17 protein-coding genes and 2 pseudogenes are annotated in these 20,912 nt (G+C 58.5%); 7 read left to right on the top strand and 12 right to left on the bottom strand.

Features of this window, described 5'->3' with window-relative positions; translation table 11 throughout:
- Positions 1 to 2: 2 nt before the first annotated feature.
- Both LVY75_34290 and LVY75_34295 read right to left on the bottom strand, forming a co-directional pair.
- Positions 3 to 308, bottom strand: coding sequence for a hypothetical protein (locus LVY75_34290; protein ID XAZ26339.1), 306 nt, complete (start codon positions 306 to 308; stop codon positions 3 to 5).
- A 433-nt stretch (positions 309 to 741) separates the two neighbouring features.
- Complete coding sequence (locus tag LVY75_34295) at positions 742 to 1,611, bottom strand: NmrA family NAD(P)-binding protein (GenBank protein XAZ26340.1); 870 nt, start codon at positions 1,609 to 1,611, stop codon at positions 742 to 744.
- A 104-nt stretch (positions 1,612 to 1,715) separates the two neighbouring features.
- Here LVY75_34295 and LVY75_34300 point away from each other — a divergent pair, with 104 nt between their 5' ends.
- A complete protein-coding gene (locus LVY75_34300) occupies positions 1,716 to 2,543 on the top strand; it encodes a LysR substrate-binding domain-containing protein (GenBank protein ID XAZ26341.1) in 828 nt (275 codons plus the stop codon).
- 762 nt (positions 2,544 to 3,305) lie between these two features.
- Here the strand turns inward: LVY75_34300 and LVY75_34305 are convergent.
- A pseudogene (locus tag LVY75_34305) lies at positions 3,306 to 5,071 on the bottom strand (DUF3459 domain-containing protein).
- Here LVY75_34305 and LVY75_34310 point away from each other — a divergent pair.
- Positions 4,988 to 5,263, top strand: coding sequence for a hypothetical protein (locus LVY75_34310; GenBank protein ID XAZ26404.1), 276 nt, complete (start codon positions 4,988 to 4,990; stop codon positions 5,261 to 5,263). The pseudogene LVY75_34305 and the gene LVY75_34310 overlap by 84 nt on opposite strands.
- A 66-nt stretch (positions 5,264 to 5,329) precedes the next feature.
- On the opposite strand, the gene LVY75_34315 is transcribed toward LVY75_34310, so the two are convergent.
- Complete coding sequence (locus LVY75_34315) at positions 5,330 to 6,991, bottom strand: alpha-glucosidase (protein XAZ26342.1); 1,662 nt, start codon at positions 6,989 to 6,991, stop codon at positions 5,330 to 5,332.
- Between the two features lie 949 nt (positions 6,992 to 7,940).
- Here LVY75_34315 and LVY75_34320 point away from each other — a divergent pair.
- From LVY75_34320 to LVY75_34330, 3 genes are all read left to right on the top strand, one after another.
- A complete protein-coding gene (locus LVY75_34320; protein ID XAZ26343.1) occupies positions 7,941 to 8,465 on the top strand; it encodes an RNA polymerase sigma factor in 525 nt (174 codons plus the stop codon).
- Positions 8,466 to 8,892: 427 nt separating this feature from the next.
- Positions 8,893 to 10,521: an EAL domain-containing protein gene (locus LVY75_34325; GenBank protein ID XAZ26344.1), complete on the top strand. Its 1,629-nt coding sequence runs from the start codon at positions 8,893 to 8,895 to the stop codon at positions 10,519 to 10,521.
- A gap of 3 nt (positions 10,522 to 10,524) precedes the next feature.
- The gene (locus LVY75_34330) at positions 10,525 to 10,938 is read left to right on the top strand and encodes a BLUF domain-containing protein (protein XAZ26345.1); all 414 of its coding nucleotides are present in this window, start codon (positions 10,525 to 10,527) and stop codon (positions 10,936 to 10,938) included.
- A 596-nt stretch (positions 10,939 to 11,534) separates the two neighbouring features.
- On the opposite strand, the gene LVY75_34335 is transcribed toward LVY75_34330, so the two are convergent.
- From LVY75_34335 to repA, 3 genes are all read right to left on the bottom strand, one after another.
- Positions 11,535 to 12,752 (bottom strand): replication initiation protein RepC, encoded by a 1,218-nt coding sequence (locus LVY75_34335; protein XAZ26346.1) that lies wholly within the window; start codon positions 12,750 to 12,752, stop codon positions 11,535 to 11,537.
- 155 nt (positions 12,753 to 12,907) lie between these two features.
- Positions 12,908 to 13,885, bottom strand: coding sequence for a plasmid partitioning protein RepB (gene repB / locus LVY75_34340; GenBank protein XAZ26347.1), 978 nt, complete (start codon positions 13,883 to 13,885; stop codon positions 12,908 to 12,910).
- Entirely contained in the window at positions 13,882 to 15,114 is a 1,233-nt protein-coding gene (gene repA, locus LVY75_34345) for a plasmid partitioning protein RepA (GenBank protein XAZ26377.1), read from the bottom strand. The genes repB and repA overlap by 4 nt, the downstream gene beginning before the upstream one ends.
- A 530-nt stretch (positions 15,115 to 15,644) precedes the next feature.
- On the opposite strand from repA, the gene LVY75_34350 reads away from it, so the two are divergent.
- Complete coding sequence (locus LVY75_34350) at positions 15,645 to 16,091, top strand: hypothetical protein (GenBank protein XAZ26348.1); 447 nt, start codon at positions 15,645 to 15,647, stop codon at positions 16,089 to 16,091.
- A 35-nt stretch (positions 16,092 to 16,126) separates the two neighbouring features.
- Here LVY75_34350 and LVY75_34355 read toward each other — a convergent pair.
- From LVY75_34355 to LVY75_34375, 5 genes and pseudogenes are all read right to left on the bottom strand, one after another.
- Positions 16,127 to 16,228: pseudogene (locus tag LVY75_34355) on the bottom strand (molecular chaperone DnaJ).
- A gap of 47 nt (positions 16,229 to 16,275) precedes the next feature.
- Entirely contained in the window at positions 16,276 to 16,656 is a 381-nt protein-coding gene (locus tag LVY75_34360) for a lipocalin family protein (GenBank protein XAZ26349.1), read from the bottom strand.
- 180 nt (positions 16,657 to 16,836) lie between these two features.
- On the bottom strand, positions 16,837 to 17,379 hold the full coding sequence (locus tag LVY75_34365; GenBank protein XAZ26350.1) for a hypothetical protein: 543 nt from the start codon (positions 17,377 to 17,379) through the stop codon (positions 16,837 to 16,839).
- Positions 17,376 to 18,419, bottom strand: coding sequence for a cyclopropane-fatty-acyl-phospholipid synthase family protein (locus tag LVY75_34370; GenBank protein XAZ26351.1), 1,044 nt, complete (start codon positions 18,417 to 18,419; stop codon positions 17,376 to 17,378). The genes LVY75_34365 and LVY75_34370 overlap by 4 nt, the downstream gene beginning before the upstream one ends.
- Positions 18,416 to 19,240 carry a DUF1295 domain-containing protein gene (locus LVY75_34375; GenBank protein XAZ25892.1) on the bottom strand — a complete coding sequence of 275 codons (825 nt, stop codon included), beginning with the start codon at positions 19,238 to 19,240 and terminating at the stop codon, positions 18,416 to 18,418. The genes LVY75_34370 and LVY75_34375 overlap by 4 nt, the downstream gene beginning before the upstream one ends.
- A 134-nt stretch (positions 19,241 to 19,374) precedes the next feature.
- Here LVY75_34375 and LVY75_34380 point away from each other — a divergent pair, with 134 nt between their 5' ends.
- Positions 19,375 to 20,760 carry an NAD(P)/FAD-dependent oxidoreductase gene (locus LVY75_34380; protein XAZ25893.1) on the top strand — a complete coding sequence of 462 codons (1,386 nt, stop codon included), beginning with the start codon at positions 19,375 to 19,377 and terminating at the stop codon, positions 20,758 to 20,760.
- Positions 20,761 to 20,912: the final 152 nt, after the last annotated feature.

A 20,912-nucleotide genomic window follows, 5' to 3' on the forward strand; every position in this document is an offset into this window, starting at 1 on the left:
ACCTATGTCCCTGCGGATTTGGCGGATATGGCAGGTAAAGAGCCCCTCGCGTCACCAGAATCAGTTCGACAATACGAGCTGGAAAGAAATCGCATGTCCTCGGAAAGCCATTTATGGACGCTCATGGCGGCCCGCAAGGCGGGGAGCGTTCTGTGACCCTGACGGAACAGCGTCATGATAGCGGCGGCGGCGATCTCAAATTCAGGGGCTTGACGACTGACCCCTGCTTTAACCCGCCACTCCTCCAGTGCCTCGGCGATTACCGCAAGTTCCAACGATCCGAATGTGGCATTGACAAAGTCGCGCATGGTTATCCTCTGGGCCGGCGGCGGTGAAATGGCTATTTGAGGCCTCGGCGTCAAGGTCGGCACGTCAGTCTTCGCCTGGCCGCCTAGATCAATCGGCCAGATCAGGCACCACCGATTGATCGTACCGTTCCGTGCTGCGCCATGGAACATTTACGCGCAGGCGCCGTTCCCATGGCCGATACCACGGCTGTCGTTGCCGAAGGTTTGCCCGCGGAGGATAGATGCGCAAGACCAGACCGTTCATCGTCGAAATCAGGCAGAGCAGGAAATCAAGGTCGCTGACGCACAAACCATCGATCTGGGGCGATCTGGATCTCAGTCAGGATCAGGATCTTGCCCAAGCGAAGGCAGCAAATGGGGCTGCGAGCCCTGCGGAGCGCTGGCGTCTGCCGCCAGCGCCGAGAGTATGGTCCAGCATCATGCCTGCAGCGTCTCAGGCTGCGGCAATGATCTCACCTGCGAAGTCGCGGTAGGAATGTAACGGACGACCCAGCATCCGCGTCAGTCGCTCGACATCACCCTCTTTTGGTATCATGCCGTCGCTGACGTAGCGTTCGGCCATGAGGCGCATCTCGTAGGCTGTCCATCTCGGCATGCCGGCAGAAAGTCTCTGCTCGAATGGACCCGGGTCATCGCCTGCATAGACGATCTGGCGCCCAAGCAGGTCGGACCAGATCGACGCCACATTCGCGCCAGTAAGCGTGTGAGGCCCCACCAGGTTGATCGTTTCAACCGGCAATGTCTCGGGGCCTTGGTCACGTCGGATCAGTTCCATCGCCGCTACCTCGCCGATATCGCGGGTATCCACCATGGCAATACCCTTGCTGCCGATCGGCATCGGGTAGATACCGTGGTCGAGGATAACATCCTTAATCATGACCTCGTTATCGATAAAATAGGTCGGGCGCAGGATCGTGGCGCTGAAGTTCATATCATGGAGCATGCGCTCTGCACCCCACTTGACCGCAAAATGCGGCACGTTGACCGCGCGATCGGCGTCGAACACCGACAGATAGACGATCCGACGCACACCCGCTTGCCGGGCGATATTGAGCGAGATGATCGCCTGGGCGAATTCATCGCCGGTGACGGCATTCAGCAGGAAGAGCGTGTCAATGCCATTCAAGGACCTGCGCATGGCGTCGATATCAAGCAGGTCTCCGTGGGCGATCTCCACGCTGGCCGGTAAGCGGGCGTTCAAGGGGTCGCGGGTGAGGACGCGCACGGTGGCGTTGCGGGCGAGGAGTTGATCGACGACGCGGCGGCCGACCCGACCGGTGGCACCGGTAACAAGTATGGTCATGGTTTGACTCCAGTTGGTTTCCGTTGACAGAGATCAGCATAACGATCCACATTCGCACCAATAGACGCCAATTCTGGACAGATCGTCTCGCAGGTGGAACGCACATGGACCTTGTCGCACTCTCCGATTTCAACCTGGTTGCCCGGCACGGAGGGGTCGGACGCGCTGGTGTGCGCTTGTTTGAGCGTGGCGCGCGCCTACTGACGCTGACGGAGGAGGGACGGACACTCTTTGCGCGCACCGGCGCTCTGCTGACTGAGCTCGACGAAACGGCGAAGGAGATCGCATCAGGCGCGCAGACGCCGCGCGGGCACTTGCGCATCAGTGCGCCGCTTTTGTTTTCGCAGACCGCAATGGGAAAGCTCGCAGCCGGGTTCATCGCGAAATATCCCGCCGTTCACCTCCAGGTCACGACGGAAGACAGGGCGGTGGACATGGTCGAAGAGGCTTACGACCTAGTCATCCGTGTCAATCCGAAGCCGGACGAAAGCCTCGTCGGGCGCGTCTTCCTACACGATCGCCTCGTCGTCGTCGCCAATCCGGCCCTTGCTCGCCCGAGCACAGACGATGCTGTTCCCGCTATCGTTCGTGGACCGATGGCTAGCGCCGAAACTTGGGACGTCATTACCCCGGATGGACTGTCGCAAATCGCAGCAAGGCCGATCCTAAGCCTTTCCTCATTCTTCATGGTGCGCGACGCTGTTCGCGCAGGGGTCGGCGCCGCGCCTCTGCCGCTCTCGTTCGTCAGTTCCGAGATCGCGGCCGGTACCCTTGTCACGTGGGGCGAGGTGCAGGGACATCGAACCAGCCTCTGGGCACTCTATCCGACGCGGCGGCTCCTCAATGCACGCGTGTCGGCATTTCTGGAGCACCTGAAGGCCGCCTTTCCCGAAGGATCGCCCGAAGAGCTTGCTGGTTATATGGAAAGATGACGCAGGTTGGCCGGCGCCCCAATCAGCTCACAATCATCACATGGAAGGGATAGTGGGCAGGGAATGCGGCCGGGGCAGCAGGCCCGACTGGACAAGGTCGGCCGGACCCGAACACGGCAGGGCCAAAGCTCCACCCCCAGATCTTGGAAATTGCCTGTCGCGACATAGATAGGCACGCGGATCCTGCAGCCGAGATGCGTCCGCTTGCTGCACAAGGAGATATGCTTGCTTCAATGGGAATGGTGAGAGACTTGATGAAAACTGAGGCAGCAGCGGCCGATCGGTCAGTTGAGGCGGAAATGGACTGGCAGTCGGAGGGCGTCAGCGTCCCGCATGGGTCGGAAGCCCGGATGTCTTATATGGCGGGGAGGCAGAGGTTCGTTGGCTGCTTCCTCAACGGAAAACTCGTGGTCAATGGTCGACACTTTACGACGCTTTCGCAGGCGGCAAGGGCATTGGCGGTCAACCGGATGGGACGGTCACCAAACCTGAACGGATGGGCTTACTGGCAGGTTCGTTTGCCCGGGACAGACCAATGGATCCCGATGGCCACTCTGAAAAAGTCCGGCCGTCGAACCGGTCTGGACGCCTCCCGTGAGCGCGGGACCGGCTTATAAAGTTGCTCGGTCTTCATCAGCTCGCCGAACTGATCGGTTAAAACCATCTCGTGGCGGCCGGTCGAACTGAAGAATGCCGGCTGCGCTGGCGCCGACGTCTTGCCGCACGTTTTATTGCTAATGCCTTGCCCGCTTCGAGGCGCGGTTAGAGATAAGACACGGATTTTTGCCAATGCCGCAAGGACTTCCCATCGGGCGCAGACTTCCTTTCGCATTTTCGTGGTGCGAAGACTATCGCGCTATCGGCGTCAAGCACCCATCGTCGTTGGAGGTCTGCCGGTCGTATGCCGCTTCCACCATATGCAAAGTCTTCGCTCGACCATTCCATGAACCACTGGCAATCGAGGGGCGGCGCAAAAAGCGGGTCTGCAAGGCTTTTGACCGGTAGGCTTTTGCCGAGATTGAAAAGGAGCAGACGCTCCTCCTCCGGGTCTTGCGTGAAATAACGCAGAAGGAAGGCCGAAGGGCCAAGCACACTTCCATCGACTTGTGTGCGGGGGCAGGATCGCGATGCTGCGGCAATGGCAGGTGTGCGTCGCCGTAGAGCAAGCAGATCGCTGTGAAGCGCAAGCTGAGCATGGTTACGTTCGCGTTCGCTCCAGTCAAGCTTGGAGGCTTCGAACGTGGACGGCTCGGCGGGGTTTGGCATGGTGGTGCCGAAGGCCTCGTCCTGGAGGTTCGGAAACTGCCGCAGGAAGTCAAGCCGCCCCTTGCGTACAAGCGATCCTAGCTCGTCATGGTGGTCCGCAAAGAAAAAAACGGCGTTGATGCGCCAAATTCCTGTCCTTGGAACAGCATTGGAATTTGGGGGCCGAGGAGCAGGAGCGCCGTGATCGTCCGCATGCGCGCGGCCGACGCGAGCCGACCGACGCGTTGGCCCGTTCCCGAATTCGCGATCTGGTCGTGATTTTGCAGGAAATGAATAAAATGGCGGGCCGGGAGATCCAGGCCCGGCCGCCCTCGGCTAGCGTCCTGCCAATCGTAGCGTTGACCCTGGAACAAATATCCATATTTGGCCGCCGACACGAATTCTTGCGGGCTTCCGCTATGGTCATGATAATAGGCATCGTTTCGGCCCGTGAGGGCGACAGTGGCGGAATGATGAAAATCGTCGTTCCACACCCCATCCAGCCCGTACCCGCCGCTGGCCTGGGCCATGACCAACCGTGTGTCCTGAGGCTCGTTTTCCGCAATGAGATAGATCGGTCTCAGGTCGGCCGCTGCTCGCGCCTTTCGCGCAATGAGCGCTACGATATGCTCGTCGCTGCTGTCGAAGAGGGCCTGGGTGGCGTCGATCCTCAGGCCGTCAAAATGATATTCGTCAATCCAGAAGGCCGCATTTTCTGCGATGAAGTCGCGAACGCCTGCACATTCCTCGCCGTCGAAGTTAAGCGATTTGCCCCATTCGTTCTTATAGCGGTCGGTAAAATAATGGGGTGTGAACCGCTCGAACCGCTCGCCGGCGCCAAAGTGGTTGTAGACGACGTCGAGAATGACGGCGATACCTTGTCGGTGGGCCTCGTCCACGAAAGCCTTGAGCTCGTCTGGCGTGCCGTAGGTCCTCGTCGGTGCATATGGCAGAACGCCGTCATAGCCCCATCCGAAGTCACCAAAGAACTCGTTGACCGGCATCAATTCCACACACGTGATGCCGATCTCCGTCAAAAGCGGCAGTTTGCTGGCAGCAGCCCTGTAGGTGCCCTCGGGCGTGAAGGTGCCGATATGCATCTCGTATAGGACCTGTCCGAATGGTTCGACTCCTGCCCAGGCGCCGTCCTGCCAGGAATAGTCTGCAGCATCGACAACCATGGACCAGCTATCCGGGCCATGAGGCTGGAACCGGGAGGCGGGATCGACCAGGAGATCCTCGGCCTTGCCAAGCCGGAAGCAATAGAGCTGCCCGGGGCGCACCCCGTCAAGATCGAGCCGAAAATAGCCGCCGTCCTCGGGCTGCATCGCATGGTCGCCTGCCTGATCAAAGACAAGCCGGACCTGCGAGTGTGCAGGTGCCCATACCCGAAAGGAAACGGTGTCGGCCAGGCATTCGCAACCAGCGCCATATCGCCGTTCCCGTCGCTTGTGAAAATCGCCTGTCTTGCGTGATGATACTGACATGGCTGTCCTTCCGGCCCGGTGGCGTGAGAACCTCGGTCTCAGGCTTTTGTTCCGTCAGGACCTGCTCTGCGCCAGAATCGCAAAGACTTCGTATGGACGAAACTCCATTGTCGCATCCACCTTGTGGACCGGATCGTAATTGCTGATGAGGCAGCGGCCCGAACCCTGCAGTTCGTTCGGCAGATCAAGGGTGATGGTACGAGCGGAAAAGTTTGCCAGTACGGTCAGCCGCTGCTCGTCCAGCGTACGGGTGTAGGCAAAAATGTCTGGATGCTGGTCGAGAAAGGATTGGAAACGACCGTAGACGATGATCGGATGGGATTTTCTGAGCAGGATCAGCCTTCGGTAGTGGTTCCAGATCGAGTGTTCGTCGGACATCGCGACCTCGGCATTGATCGCTACGTAATTTTCATTGACGTCAATCCAGGGAATGCCGGTGGTGAAGCCGGCATTGGCGCCGGAGCTCCATTGCATCGGCGTCCTTGCATTATCGCGACCGTTTTCATTTGCGCCCCTGATGAAGTCTTCGGGCGAGAGGCCGGCCTCAAGATGAAGCCGGTGCATGTTAAGCGTTTCGATATCGCGATATTGTTCGATCTTGGTGAAGGGGGCATTGGTCATGCCGATCTCCTCGCCCTGGTAGACGAAGGGCGTGCCTTTTAGAAGATGCAGGACCGTGGCCAGCATCTTGGCAGACTCCACCGGGTAACCCTTCACGTCACCGTACTTGGAAACGGCGCGGGGAAGATCATGGTTGCCCCAGAACAAGGAGTTCCAGCCATCCTCGGCCAGCGCATACTGCCACTTGCCGAGGATCGATTTGAGCTTGACCAGGTCGAAGGGTCGGGAGCGCCATTTTCCGTAGATCTCGTCCCATTGCTGCGTCACGTGCTCGAACTGGAAGACCATCGAAAGCTCTTGGCGAGCGCGCCCGGAATAAAGCAGCGCGGAGCCAGGCGTGGCGCTCCACGTCTCTCCGACAGTTATGACGTCCCGGCTACCGAAGGTCGCCCGGTTCATCTCCTGAAGATAGTCATGCAGATGCGGCCCGTCCGTCACGATGTTCTGATCCACCTGCTTGCCGATATAATCGATGACATCCATGCGGAAGCCGGCGATCCCTCGTTCGAGCCACCAGTTCATCATCTGGTAGATCTCGTGGCGGACGTCTGGATTGGCCCAGTTGAGGTCCGGTTGCCGGCGCGAGAAGAGATGCAGATAATATTCGCCGGTCTGCTCGTCCAGCGTCCAGGCCGGTCCCCCAAAAGACGAGGTCAGCTTGTTTGGTGGACCACCGCCCTCGGCGGGCTTGCGCCATATGTAATAGTCGCGATAGGCGCTCTGTCTTGATGCGCGCGATTGGACGAACCAGGGATGGGCATCGGAGGTGTGATTGACAACGAGGTCGAGGACAACGCCGATGCCGCGCGAACGGGCCTGCGCAACGAGGTCGTCAAAATCGGCCAACGTTCCGAATTCCGGCGCGACAGCCTGGTAATCGGAAATGTCATAGCCACCGTCGTCCATCGGCGACGCATAGATGGGCGATAGCCAGATCAGTTCTATGCCGAGTGCCTTGAGATATTCAAGCTTGGACGTGATGCCGGGCAGGTCGCCTACGCCGTCTCCGTTGCTGTCGGCGAAGCTGCGGGGATAGACCTGATAGACGGTCGCCGTGTGCCACCACGCCTTGCGGCTCGTTGAAGGTAATTCCATGCCAACGTCCTTGTGCAAACAACTTTAGGGCGCCACGCGCGTTGTCGCGCTGTTGGTGGGAACGCGCGTTTGCCACTGCCCGTTCCCAAGCACGCTGTCGCGGCTGGCGAATGCAATGGCCGCTGGTTCGCTGTCGCCCTTGAGTTCCATTTTCCGTCTCATTGGCCGAGCAGGACAACGCGGACAGCGTTTGAAACAATACTCGCTTCAGGACGTTTCCCGCGCGAGGCGCAAGGAGAATGAAAATGAACCGTCATGATCGAAGGATGAGCACCCGCTTTCCTTGGGTGCGGAGCCTCGTTGCTTGGGCACTTCTGGCAACGCTGATGGTTTTTGTGTATATGACGTCGACGATCGTGATCTGGTGGCCGCGATAGGACTTCCAGGAACCATGGAACTCGGTTCGGTCAACACCAGCGCAGATGAACAGACCCCACCCGTCCGCCAGCTACGGGCAGAGGGCAGGGCGTGAGCGGACGAAGGTCAGCTACTAAACTGATCGACCACACACGAAATCGGGCTCGCGATCTGGCCACAGGCAGAAGAGGAATGAGAGCGCGACCAATTAGAGGGCGGCAACCTGGCCAATCTCACCGTGCAAGGAGGCCGCACGCCGCGGACCGACAGGTTCATCGTCAAAAGCGACGTTGGGCATGCCGGTCAGTGCGCGGCTGTGCCAGCTCTTTCGGAACAACCTGAGCGCAACCATCGACTTGGGAGCATTCTTTTGAATGTTGCGTAACGTCGTTTGTCCAACATCAGGGTGCGGTACGATCTCTGCGTTCGTGATTTCCTTTCTTCCCCACCCTGACCGAACCGCCCCGAATAAAGGACGCCGCATGCTGCACACAGTGCGACTATCGACCGGATAACTCCGTACGCTATAGGACAGGGGCGGAACTCCCTTTGCTCATGGTCATTGTTGATGGGTCGGTCGGAGGAGTCCGCAATGAACACAGCAGTCAACGATTCCCTGCAGGCGGAAGTCCTGACATTGGTTCCTGCAATACGGCGATTTGCCTATCGCTTCGAGAGGGATCCCGCAGATGCCGAAGATCTAGCCCAGGAAACATTGTCGAAAGCATTAGGCCATCTCGATCAATATACCGTCGGGACAAGTCTCAAAAGCTGGTGTTTTACCATCATGAGAAATACGTTCCTCAATAACGTCAACCGCCGCAAACGCCATGTCCTTGTTGCTGAAGTCGACGAGAGCTTGACGACAACCGGATGGTGTAATCAGGAGGCCGGACTGTATGCAACGCAAGTCTGGTCGGCGCTCTCCACCCTCCCGCTTCACCAGAAGAACGCACTGCTGATGGTCCTTGACGGCCTCACCTACGAGCAGATCGCGGCTGCATTCGAGTGTGAAATGGGCACGGCAAAGAGCCGAATCGCGCGCGCAAGATCCGCGCTGGCAGCGATACTGGGTGAGATAAATCCTACGGCTGCGGCAACAATTCCAATGGCATAGCAGATCCCGCGAGGCGTGACCGCCAAAATTCGCCTCATCCGCAACCTTCTTACCCGAATCAGCAAGCTAGCAGCAACCTGGAGAGCTAAAACGGGCCTCCACCATGCAATTAAGGCGCCAGCGGTAGATGTCGGCGCAGGCAATCTAGCTGCTTCATCGCCAAAGAATATGCGAAACCTGTTGGCGTGACGCGCCGGCAGATACCGGAATTCGCAACCTTAGGTAACAGTTTTAGACTGCCGCCGGGCCGGAAGTCGCAACCGTCCGTGCGGCAGTCTCAGCTGCTACTGCCGGACTGCGACGTGCATCTGGGAAGCCCAACATCTTCGTGTTCGGACTATGCCGACCTGTCGCGACATGCACCGGTGGCCTTTATTAAGGTCTTTGGTGACTAATGCCTTTTGGCCGTTGAACACAGGTGTCCCCGATGACTGCTGTTGCTGACAAGAGATGCTGGCACGACGCCGACTTCTTTGAAACCTTCGAAACGCCCGGATTGAGGCTCCGATCGGATGGCAGCATCGTGGCCTTCAGCGGTCCGGCTGTCCCGTTCTTCGCCGGGCGACTTCAAGTCGGCGCAATGCTGGATGACGTCCTGGCAGGCTGTGAGAAAAGCGGTCTTATCAAGGCCGGCTCCACAGGATCGATCATGGCTGCGGTCGCGGGCGGTCACGAGCGCCACCTCTTCGAAATGGGGGACGGCAGGACCATCCTGATGGAATTCGGCGAAAGTCATGCGGGCCGTAGCCTGCGGTTCGTGGATGTCTCCTATGTGGTGGAAATGACCGGCAGTCAGCAGCGAGATCTCCTGACCGGTCTCGCCAGCCGCGCGGCCCTGCTGCGCAGGCTTTCTGAACTCGGTGACGGCACGAGCTCCGGTCAAGGATCGGCTGTGCTCTATGTCGATCTCGACAGGTTCAAGGCGGTCAATGATACGCTCGGTCATGCAGTCGGTGACCTGCTTTTAAAGCGTGTCGGCGACCGCATCGCCAAGATGATCGGGCCAGGCGATCTTCTGGCTCGCGTCGGCGGCGATGAATTTGCCCTTGTGCAGGGCTCGGGCAACCAGCCAGAGGCGGCCCAGTCGCTTGCGGCTAGAATCATCGAAATCGTCAGCCGCACCTACCTCATCGGGGGCCATTCGGTGCAAATCGGAGCCAGCGTAGGTATCTCTCTGAACGACGATGCGCCAGATGAGGTGATCCGCAAGGCCGATCTTGCATTGTTCAAGGCCAAGTCGGACGGCAAGGGAACCTATCATTTGTTTTCCGCCGCACTCGACGATGAGGCGCAGAGACGCCGGGAGCTTGAGGTGGCGCTCCGGCGCGCTCTCGTGCTGAAGGAGTTTTCGGTCGTCTACCAGCCCCAATACAGGATTGAAGGCAAGGTCCTGGTCGGTTTTGAAAGCCTGGTCCGCTGGTCCACGTCAGATCGCGGTCCGATATCGCCAATCGAGTTCATACCCCTGGCCGAAGAGGTCGGCATGATCGACCAGCTCGGACAATGGGTGTTGCGTACCGCCTGTACCGAAGCGGCCGGCTGGCCGGACGAGCTCACCGTCGCCGTCAACCTCTCACCCGTTCAGTTGAGAAACAGCGGCCTGATTTCCGTCGTGGCGTCCGCATTGGCTTTTTCAGGCCTTCCTCCTTCGCGACTGGATCTGGAAATTACGGAGGGCGCGCTCATAGAAGACGCGGATCTAACCCTCTCCATTCTGCGAGAGCTAAAAGCGATGGGCATCAGGATTTCGATCGACGACTTCGGTACAGGCTACTCGTCGCTGAGCTACTTGCAGAAGTTTCCGTTCGACAAGATAAAGATCGACCGGTCGTTCATCACCACGCTGGAAACGAACACCGACAGCGCGGCAATCGTGCGGGCCGTGACTGCGCTCGGCGCAAGCCTTGGCATGGTGACCATTGCCGAAGGAGTTGAAACTGAAGATCAGCTTCGGTTGGTCGCGCGCGATGGATGCACCCAGGCGCAAGGCTACCTGACCGGACGACCATTGTCGGCAAGCGACGCCACATCTTTGGCAAAAGCAACGAAAGGCTAGGCAATGTCTCTCTACAGGTTGGCTTATCTCAGCTCCAATCGGCTTGGACGCGAACCGGCATCGTTTCGCAACGAAATTGATCGAATACTTGCGGCTAGCCGACGAAACAATCCGGCCGTCGACGTCACCGGTGCCCTCGTTTTCAGCTCCGGCTTTTTCGGACAGGTCCTGGAGGGGCCGCAAACTGCGGTAGAGGCAACCTTCGAGAGGATTCAGCAAGATCCGCGCCACGGCAACGTGGCGCTGCTGGATTGTGTTCCGATCATCGGGCGCACGTTCGGCGACTGGTCCATGGCCTACGTCGGCAGTCCGTCGATCAGCTTCCGGTCGGATCTCGTCTTGGATCCCGAGCTACTAACCAGCGACGCTCTCGTCTCGACGCTGCGTTCACTAGTCCTGGATGGTGTCGAACCGTAATCGGCCGGCCTCGCCGTCGGCTGCCTCCAATCATGAGAAAACACACGCGTCGTCCGCTAGCGGTTCGCGAAATTGCCGGGAAGTCTTATTCCTCATCAGGAGGAGAGACACCGATTGCAGCTTCGGGGCACAATCGGGGTTCGTGCAGTGCTGACCCTACCGCGAGCCAGGGCATGAACGAAAATGCACCGCCCTCGGCTCGTCCGGCAACAGACGCGATCGCTGTCGATCTGGTTGCTGACAAGTCACCGGAACATCCCGATGACAGCGAAGTTTTATTTTTAGACGCGACGCCAAGCCTCTTGAAGTGTCACGAGAGATGTCGCGTCTCCTGCACGACGCTCTCGGTCCATAGGATCGGGGGCGTTGGTTGGGTGAAGTGAGTCCCGGCTAGTCGGGAGGCTCGACCCGTCGTCACGCAGACTAGATCCCTGAAAGCTTGTGGGCTTGCTGGTGCAGACCGCTCACTGAGAAGCAAGGATGACCCCACATCAATTCTTAGGTCACTCGGCCATGCGGCAGATCATAGTTGTACAACACATTGGTGACGCGCCGACCATCGCTGCCGTATGACCTGTTTGCAGCTGCAAACAACCTCAGCCTGCCCGCAGATCCCCATGTCCCTGAGATCTCAACAACGCCATCAACATCGGCCCCAAGGAGAATTCGCCGCGCTCGGTGCGCTTGGTCAAGTCTCGAAGATAGGCCCCGGCGGAGTTGATCATGTTCGCGCGTTCCAGAATGCAGGCCACAGCCACGGCCGCGTTTTCGGGACCCATAATCTCGCAGGCATCCTGATACGCAGACGGGCTCACCCCGAGCATCGATCGCACCACGACCGCCGCCGACATCAGATCACGCCAAGTTGCTATTCCCGCGCCACCTTGTCCGTACTGACCGATCTGCGGGCAGGCCCTTAGTACGACACCGAGAGGGAATGCCTTTAGCGGCTCCCTCCGAGGGCCCCGATTTTTCTCTGCCTTTCCGCCCTGCTCTTTTTCAGAGCTAGGTTCAAGTTCAAGTGAGGGGTCGGTTTTTGAATTCTGTAAGTGCCGCTCACTCTGGGCATCATTGCCGCTCATATTGTCTTGAGGAGCCTGTGTTTCCAAGCGATTGAGAACCTCGTCCTTCAACATCCTCATCTCATCGAGGATGTCCGACACCCCGGGTAGTGTCGGGACACGCGGAATTCGGCTGACCAGCGCAACGTACATGCTCTCTACCGACTGCCAGTCGCCTTTAGCCCCTTCTTCCACCGCAGCCGAGATCAGCTTGCGGATATCGCGCCGGCAAATCGTCAGGTTCTCCTTGACCTTCCTGAGCGCAATGCGTTCCGCTATGACCTGCTGTGCCAGCATCGCAAGCTCTTCGGCGCGGGCAAGGAGAGGGGACAGGTCGAATCCAAAGGCATTTTCGATATCCCCGGCGGCGTCCTTGCGGGCATAGCGCTTGCCATTCGCGCTATCTTTGCGAACGATAAGGCCAACGTCGACCAGCGCTGCAAGGTGACGGCGAAGCGTGGAGCTTGGCATGGCGTGCGCGCGCAACGACAGCTGAACGTTTGAGGGAAAGACGATCAGTTGCCCATCGTGACGCAGCTCATTGTCAGGGTAAAAACTCAAGAGTGCGTCGAGGACGGCAAGGCTGTTCGACTGAATGCCGAGCAGGTCCTTGGCCGCGGAAGCGTCTCGGAACACTTTCCACTTTTCGACGGTTTTATCTGCCCTGATCTCGGCAAGGGCTTGTTGCCGCCTCACAAGCGCGAGCGACATCGGCCGCCGCCCGAAAGGCGTCGTCACATTTCCGGTTTCCATCGTTTCTCACCTGTTAGCAGGCAAAAGGAAAGCGCTCATCAAAAACGATGCCAAAGACTCTTGACGATGATTCTCGGAAATGCGAATCTGGATGTGCTAGAAACAGATCAGGGCTTCCGAGACGGCGACGTTTTGGGGCTCTTTTCTTTTGCGGGTTACACGTCCTTCTTGTTGCGCTTGGCCGTCTGATGCGCCTCAAAGAGCGCAGGCAGTTGCTCTATCAAGAAGGCAGCGAAATCCGGCGCCGACTTCTTGTCGATTGTGATTTCGAGTTTCGACTGGCTGTTCTTGATCTGCGCAAGCCGGCTCCCGTCGGGTGTCGACAGCATATTGTAACTGCCCACTTCCACATTGATCGGCTTCAGATGTGCCAGGGTCTGCCTGAAGCGTTCCTCCGAAGCCAGGTGGCCCAAACCCTCCGCATAGGTGCAGACCTCAGAAGGCTCCTCAACCTTGTCCATGAGGGCTGCGAGTTGCTGCCAATTTGGCCGGCCAACGCCGGGAGCAGGGCCAATGGCTTCGACTAGCTCGGCTGGCAGCAGATCGACTATTTGAAGCATGATCGAGAGCGTACTCTTGTCCAGCGACATAGCAGACATGATGACTTCCCGCGAAAAGTCTTCCTTAAGACGGGCGGCAAACCGCGCCTTCTCGATGAAGGAAAGATCTTGGCGTTCGTTGTTTTCCTGGCCCTGGGCGATGACCAGTTGTTCATCCGTCAGATCGCGGACAACTGCCTTGACTGGAAGGCCAGCTTCGAAAGCTGCGCGAAGACGCCGATGACCAAATGCCACCTGATATCGACCAGGCTTTTCCGGATGAGGACGCACCAGGATCGGGACGTGCTGGCCCTGCTCCTTGATCGATAAGACAAGCCCGGAAATATCTCCTCCCATGCGGTCCTGCACGAAGGAAGGCTCGATCAGTTGCGGCTCGAGGTCGATGACGGTTTGACCTTCCGCCAGCCGCCGTTCGATCTCACTGGCGCGTCGACTGCGGTCATTGAGGTCGCCAAGCGACTTGCTAACGGCCGTCATGGGCTTCGACTTGCCGGCATCCATGAACGGTCTGGAATGTGGCGGCGGCGTCGCGCTGTCACCATGCAGGGAGGAGAGGAGGTTCTTCCGGCTCATGATCTCCCCCACGTCGCCTTGATAAGGGACTCGATCTCGCCGTTGACGTTGTTCATCGATTCCATGGCGCGATCATAAGTCGAGCGCGTGAACTGCGTTCGCTCGACTTCAAACAGGGTCTGCTTGGTTATTCCGGCATCAGAGACCGCCGTGCTTTTCAGCATCGGGTTGACGAGCACATCCTCGCCGAACATCGAGCGAAGAAACGCGACCATCTGGTTCTGTGGGCCGTCGGTAGGCTCAAAGCGCGTAATGAGGTAGCGCATCCAGTTGTTACGGTCTTCGGCTCCAGCTTCGGCGATTTCCTCAAGCAGCGCGCTCATCATCGAAAGGAACTGGTTCATCGACATGACATCCAGCATCTGAGGATGAATCGTGATCAGAGCCGATGTCGCCGCTGTGAGCGCCGATAGCGTAAGGAATCCCAGCTGCGGAGGGCAATCGATGACGACAACGTCGTAGGCGTCCTCGACTTCCCGGATCGTGGCCTGTAACCGGGCAAAGAAGAGAATGTCGTCCGGCTTGCGTTGAAGAAGCGCCTTTGGCGTATCGTGTTCGAACTCCATCAGCTCGAGGTTTCCCGGGATGATATGGAGATCAGGGATGTACGTCCCGCGGACAATTTCCTGAATCGGACGGCGCTCTTCGTCGTACCGGATGGCACCATAGATCGTCTCGTTCGGACCAACGTCGACTTCCGGCTGGTTTCCGAACAAGGCCGACAGGCTCGCTTGAGGATCGAGGTCGATCGCCAGTACCCGATATCCCCTCAGCGCGAGATATTGTGCAAGGTGCGCCGAGGTCGTTGTCTTGCCCGAACCTCCCTTGAAGTTCATGACAGAAATGATCTGCAGTTCCTCTCCGTCACGTCGATGAGGCAGATAACGACCGCTTGTTCGACCTGGGCGGTCGAGATAGGCGCGAATTGCTGAGATTTCCTGAACGCTGTACATGCGCCGACCGCCGGCAACGGCGGGCCTGAATTCGATGCCCCCTCCTTCGGAAGCCTTCTTTTCGAGGTCGACGGCCACGGTTCGCAGATATCCTTCAGCGACACCCAGCAGTTTGGCAGCCTCAGACGGCGTGAAGGCCCGGATCCCTTTACGAGCATGGGGCGGAAAGATATTTGTTTGATGTTCCTGCAGCTTGGTCGAAAGCGACGAAGCGTGCTCCGCAATCGTGAAGCGGAGAGAAGAGTTTCGGCTTTCCTTTGCCTTTGCGGTGTTCATCATATTATCGCCTGCGGGCCTCACATGCGGAAAAAAGCCAACCAACGAGCTGACACCGCAGATAAGGAATAAGACCCGATTCCCCTCACAGGGCAAGACCATTGGGTTAACAACCGGTTACACGAACGGTAAGCGAGCAGCCTTTCAAACGGACAAATGGCCAAAACCCAAGCAAAATGAATGCCTTCGGCGGCGCATGAGCGCTCGACCGAGGCATTGAAAAATGAGTCGATAACAGCCCGAAATCGAGGCATCCAGCCCGTTGCACCCTCCCGCTGATCGTTTTGCCCCCTTGGGCGTGCGACTCAATGAGCGATATGGCCGGCAGGCACGCGGCCGCTTCAGGTCACTAGCTCGACGCCCTCTGCAGGAGCTTAGCCCCCTAAAACAGGCAATAGAGGAGCAGCGTCGACTACATTAAATGTGCGTTTTCCGCCAGCATTTCGCGCCCGCGGGCGAGTGGACCGGGCAAGGGATTTGGCTTAGACTTTTTTGAACGGAATCAGTGTTTTCAAAGGGAGAGCGGTAAAATGTTCGGCTTCTTCAAACGAAAGAAACACAGTTCTTTCTCTCCCGAGGTCCAGTTACTTTGGTCTGAGGTAGAAAAGCTTCGGGTTCGGTTTCGAAGCAGGGGGACCTCGATCGAAAAAGCCATGGATTCCGTTTCTCAAGAGCTTTCCAGGCAGCTGTCTACTGAGGGCTCCTTTGCCACGGACTTGATCCTCAAGCGAGGATGGTCTGTCAGCGACGCGGCGCATATGATGATTGCCGAGCATGTTTCGGCTGCGCTCCTCAGCGAGCGGACGCACTCCGATCAACGGACTGCTGGCGACAAAGCCAAGGCGTACCTACAGCTATTCAAATGGTGCTCGGAAAGAATGATCAGTTCCGGACGATTGCCAGCCGAGCGAGCTCAGGCCGAAATTCAGGCATTTGAGGAGGAAATCGGATATCGCGGCGCGGCCCACGCAGGCTGATTAAAAGTGGAGGCCGCGCGGACCGACCACGGACCCTAGCAGAAGCCGTTGATCTTGAGAATCTTATGGGCCTCGATAATCGCCCTCAGACGATCCTCCGACGCCCGATCTCCCTGATTGGCATCGGGATTCCAGACAGGAAAGCCAGAACTATGCGATGAGCGCGCGCCTCGAGCATCGTTGATCACTGAGCAGGGAATTCGAGCTTGCGAACATCATAGCCGAGGTCGGCGGCTTTCCGCACCATGCGACGAAGGTTCGCCTTTGAGGGGATAGTGCGCGAGTAGATCCAGAGATCGGTCATTGACGGGTTGGCGCTGATGAACCAGGCCTTGTCAGGCGACTTGTAGAGAACCCAATATTTGAATATGATGAAGAACGGGTAGCGGACACGCATCTTCGCATTCGTTGTTCCAAAATCCTCGATCTTGCCGGTTCCGTGAATGGTCTTTAGGCGCCCCTGTGGCGTATGAACGTGACATCCGTCCTCAACGAGAACCTCGTCCGGCACCTGGCCCTTCCGGTAGGTCGAATAACCAGCAACGCAGCCATCGGTCAGCGACATCGGTGTCCGTCCAATCTCGAGCCAAGTTCCGGAATAGTGGTCCGGTCCAACCTTGACGACGGCCGGCGTGGTAGCAGCCTGCGTTGCAAAGCCGACGGTCAAGGCGAGCGTGGCGGCAAAAACGGCCGAAAAAACTACAAGGTGACGACATGATGGCGTCCTTTCGATGCAACAGATGCGTTAATGGTGATCGGGCTGGGTCATGATCCCTGCGTAGCGAACTGCGATCAACGCCATGAGGCTGGCGACCGCAAAGCTGTTGAGATTGAGAAGAATGGTCAGATCCGGATCGCTCCACACATGCAGCGGCGGACCGAGGCCATAGCGAGATAAAACGAAGCCCAGGAACACGAAGACGGCCATGCCGCGTTGCCACCATATTTCCTCGGCGCGAAATGAGAGAGCTGCCAGCATGATGCAAGGGGCCAGAAAAAGCTGCGTGCCGGAGCCGGTACCAAAAAGCTTTGTCTCAAAGAGCGTATCAAGCGTGGCGACCAGCGGCAGCGCGATCCGGGCGGCCAGAGGTGCAAGGTGGGCCATGAAGGCAATGATCATGAACAGCGGGGCGGCAAGCAGGGTGGCCAGCGCTTCCGTCGTGCCATTGCCGACCAGATACCAGACGTAGAGCGGATAGAAGGGCTTGTTTATCAAGATAACCCACACGATCGCCACGGTCGCCTGCGTCTGGGGGTCGAGATGGCGCCGCTCGTTTTTGGCCGTCATGCAAAATACTCGGTCGAAGCCGGGGACAGGAGATAGTGGCCGACCCCCCAGACATTGCCGTTCTCGTGACCGAATAGGCCCGCGGTCGCGAGGAAAAACAGTCGCCACCGGCGCTGCCAGAGCGAAGCGTCCTTGCCATAGACCTCGCGCAAGATCGGCTGGATGCGATCGATTCTTTCATCAAAGGAGTTGAGCCAGTCGAGCGCCGTGCGGCGGTAATGCGAACCCGACCAGCGCCACTCCTTCTCCACATTGAAGAGACTGGCGAACTTGTGGGGCAGGTCATGCGCCGGCATAATGCCGCCCGTAAAAAAATGAAGTGCAATCCAGTCGGCCGGATCGCCAGGGTCGAAGCGATATGAGCGATCCTTGTGCGTAAAGACGTGCAGAAAAAGCTTCCCGTCCGACGTTAGCCAGGCTCGTACGCGCTCCAAAAGCACGCTCCAGTTGGACATGTGCTCGAACATTTCTACCGAGATGACGCGATCGAAACGCTCATCCGTGGCGAAATCGTTCATATCGGCGGTGATGACTGTGAGATTGGTGAAACCGTATTTAGCCGCCACATTCAGGATATAGGCGCGCTGTGACGCGGAGTTGGACACCGACGTGATCCGGGAGCTGGGGAATTTCCGCGCAAGGTGAAGCGAAAGCGAACCCCAGCCACAACCAAGTTCAAGAATGTTCATGCCGTCCCCGATCGCGGCGTGCTCCACCGTTTCGGAGAGGGCACAAGTCTCTGCTTCCTCCAGCGTCGTGGTGGACGTTGGATAGAGACAGCAGGAATATTTGCGCTGCGGACCGAGCACCAAGGCGAAGAACTCGGGCGGTACCTCATAATGCTGGCGGTTGGCTTCGTGGGGATGAGCCGCGACGGGAAAATGCATCATCGTGTCGACGAAAGCCTGTTCATCCGAAGCCGGGCTCGCAGCGAGCTTTCGCCTGGTGCGGCTGCAGAGGAAATCGATGCCGGCAAGCGTCATGCCATCGCTCAAGGGCGTGCGCTCAGCGGTGTTTATGGCAAAAGCCAACATATTCATGGCAGTTCTCCGTTTCGACGGGGTCCGGGAAAGAACGCGTTGACGCGCCTCTGAAGGATGCGGAACTTTTCTCCGCGCGATCGCAGCATGTGGTCTTCGAGCGGCGGAATGCCCGAAACATGCACCAGGAGCCAGTACATCAGCGCCGGCGCCAGCAGGGAGGTAAATGTCGATACGGACGAGCTCAAGGATAGAAGTGGCCAGGCGCACCAGAAGAGCCATTCGAAGAAATAGTTGGGATGGCGCGAGTAGCGCCACAACCCGATTTCGCAAGTCTCGGTCTTGGCCGCAGGGGTCCGACGAAATTGGGCGAGCTGGCGATCGGCGATCGCCTCTCCGACCAACGCAACGATGCCGATGAGGATTGCCACGACATCCACCGCGCGCGCGAAGGGCGCGCCATTGGTTGCAGCCATATGGACGGCCAAGACAAGAATGAAGGCGGCGAGCGCCTGGATTTGTAGAAACAGAAACAGCCTCCAGGCGGCGGTCTCACCCCATTCCTGGATTAACCTGGCGTAACGCGGATCTTCTTGGCCACTACGGGTCCGCGCGCCGATGTGACAGGCAAGCCTTGCCGCCCAGGCGCCTATCAATGCCAGCACCGTCATGCGCCGCCAAAAATCTCCGTCGGCTACGAGCACGGCAGCAATGCCGCCAGATCCGACCGCAAGTGACCAGACCGTGTCGATCCAGCCGCTGAGGCCCGTGACGCGCTGCAGGCCCCAGGCGCCGGCCATGGCAAGCGATAGGCAGACTGCGATGCTGAGGAAAACCTCCATGTCGGTCCTTCCACTATCGTTCAACTTCGCAGTCGTCATCTACGGTCTGCGCGGGTCAGCGGTTTGCGCCATCTCTCAAAAAAACAGGAAAAAAAATTGCGCCGGTTACGAACCGAGCCGAGCGAGCTTTCGTACCTTCCTTCCGTATCAGAGAGCGTCGACGAGAGGAATTGATGACATTTTATCAGCGGATCCCGGGCGAACGGCGCCTGAACATCGCAGTCGTGGGCAGCGGGATTTCCGGCCTTTCCGCCGCATGGCTACTATCGCACCGCCACGAGGTCACTGTGTATGAGGCGGCCGATCGGATCGGCGGGCACAGCAATACGGTGGAATACGAAAGCGCAAGCGGGCCTGTCGTGGTTGATACAGGCTTCATTGTCTACAACGAACTGACATATCCCAACCTGACGGCACTCTTCCATATGCTGCAGGTGCCCACGGCCGCGTCCAACATGTCTTTTGCGGTCTCGATGGACAACGGCGCGTTCGAATATTCCGGGGGGACCGGCTTCGGGCTGCTTGCGCAACCGATCAACGCGATCAGCCTGCGCTTCTGGTCAATGATGCGCGATCTTCTACGTTTTTACCGCAATGCGCCGCGCGATCTGGCGACGATGGACGGCATATCGCTCCAGCAGTATCTCGACCTAAACGGCTATGGCCGCGCATTCCGATATGATCACCTTTACCCGATGGCGTCCGCCATCTGGTCGACGCCAACTATGGATGTCGCGGCCTATCCCGCGGCCAGTTTCGTTAGATTCAGCTGTAACCACGGCCTGCTCAAATTGTGGAACCGCCCGACCTGGCGCACGGTGGAAGGGGGAAGCCGTGAATATGTCAGTCGCATGACGCAACGCTTCTCCGACAAGGTCCGGATCTCGACGCCGGTTACCGTCATCCGCCGCGAGGAGGGGCGGGTAATAGTTCATGATGCTTCCGGTCAGCAGCAGGCATTTGATGATGTGGTCGTGGCTACTCACGCCGATCACGCGCTTCGCATGCTTGCCGATGCCAGCGATGAAGAGCGGCGTGTCCTTGGCGCTTTCCGTTATTCGCGCAACGAGGCTGTGCTTCATACCGATACTAGGCTGATGCCGAAACGGCGCGCCGCCTGGTCGAGCTGGAACTATGTCGCCGACCGTCGAATGGACGGGCGCGCCGAGCCGCAAAAGCCATCAATTACCTACTGGATGAACAAGCTGCAGCCCCTCGGCGCCGCGCCGCCAACATTCGTCACCTTGAACCCGCAACGCGAGCCACGTCCGGATAGCATCCTTCGTCGCGAAGTCTGCGACCATCCCGTCTTCAACCTTGAAACCGAGCAGGCGCAACAGGAATTATGGTCGCTGCAGGGAAAGCGCAACACGTGGTTCTGCGGAGCCCATTTCGGCGCGGGCTTCCACGAGGACGGCCTTCAAGCGGGGCTGGCCGTGGCGGAAGAGCTCGGCGGATTGCGGCGACCCTGGCAGGTGGCGCAGGAAAGCGCGCGCATCGCGCGCAAGCCCCTGACCCGACCGACAGAGCGCCCGATCGAGCTGGAGGTGCTGGTATGAGGACAAAAGCCTGGTCGGCCGTTCTCGGCCCGATGTTGAGATTGCAGCGGACGTCAAAGAGGCGGCGGCTCGTGAACACATTATGCGCGCTGGCTCGTCGCAAGATCAGTGTGGGGACGTCGGCGATCTGGATGGCGCGCGTCTGCAGCCTG

Origin of the sequence: Sinorhizobium sp. B11 (assembly GCA_039725955.1) — a bacterium.
In the GTDB taxonomy this organism is placed as follows: Bacteria; Pseudomonadota; Alphaproteobacteria; order Rhizobiales; family Rhizobiaceae; genus Rhizobium.

Bases quoted from the DNA above. Each gene is read 5' to 3' on its own strand.
- repB (XAZ26347.1), bottom strand. From the start codon at position 13,885: ATGAGCCGGAAGAACCTCCTCTCCTCCCTGCATGGTGACAGCGCGACG.
- LVY75_34290 (XAZ26339.1), bottom strand. From the start codon at position 308: ATGCGCGACTTTGTCAATGCCACATTCGGATCGTTGGAACTTGCGGTA.
- LVY75_34350 (XAZ26348.1), top strand. From the start codon at position 15,645: ATGTTCGGCTTCTTCAAACGAAAGAAACACAGTTCTTTCTCTCCCGAG.
- LVY75_34335 (XAZ26346.1), bottom strand. From the start codon at position 12,752: ATGGAAACCGGAAATGTGACGACGCCTTTCGGGCGGCGGCCGATGTCG.
- LVY75_34315 (XAZ26342.1), bottom strand. From the start codon at position 6,991: ATGGAATTACCTTCAACGAGCCGCAAGGCGTGGTGGCACACGGCGACC.
- LVY75_34375 (XAZ25892.1), bottom strand. From the start codon at position 19,240: ATGACGACTGCGAAGTTGAACGATAGTGGAAGGACCGACATGGAGGTT.
- LVY75_34310 (XAZ26404.1), top strand. From the start codon at position 4,988: ATGAGGCTGGAACCGGGAGGCGGGATCGACCAGGAGATCCTCGGCCTT.
- LVY75_34365 (XAZ26350.1), bottom strand. From the start codon at position 17,379: ATGACGGCCAAAAACGAGCGGCGCCATCTCGACCCCCAGACGCAGGCG.
- LVY75_34330 (XAZ26345.1), top strand. From the start codon at position 10,525: ATGTCTCTCTACAGGTTGGCTTATCTCAGCTCCAATCGGCTTGGACGC.
- LVY75_34325 (XAZ26344.1), top strand. From the start codon at position 8,893: ATGACTGCTGTTGCTGACAAGAGATGCTGGCACGACGCCGACTTCTTT.
- LVY75_34370 (XAZ26351.1), bottom strand. From the start codon at position 18,419: ATGAATATGTTGGCTTTTGCCATAAACACCGCTGAGCGCACGCCCTTG.
- LVY75_34380 (XAZ25893.1), top strand. From the start codon at position 19,375: ATGACATTTTATCAGCGGATCCCGGGCGAACGGCGCCTGAACATCGCA.
- repA (XAZ26377.1), bottom strand. From the start codon at position 15,114: ATGAACACCGCAAAGGCAAAGGAAAGCCGAAACTCTTCTCTCCGCTTC.
- LVY75_34360 (XAZ26349.1), bottom strand. From the start codon at position 16,656: ATGTCGCTGACCGATGGCTGCGTTGCTGGTTATTCGACCTACCGGAAG.
- LVY75_34295 (XAZ26340.1), bottom strand. From the start codon at position 1,611: ATGACCATACTTGTTACCGGTGCCACCGGTCGGGTCGGCCGCCGCGTC.
- LVY75_34300 (XAZ26341.1), top strand. From the start codon at position 1,716: ATGGACCTTGTCGCACTCTCCGATTTCAACCTGGTTGCCCGGCACGGA.
- LVY75_34320 (XAZ26343.1), top strand. From the start codon at position 7,941: ATGAACACAGCAGTCAACGATTCCCTGCAGGCGGAAGTCCTGACATTG.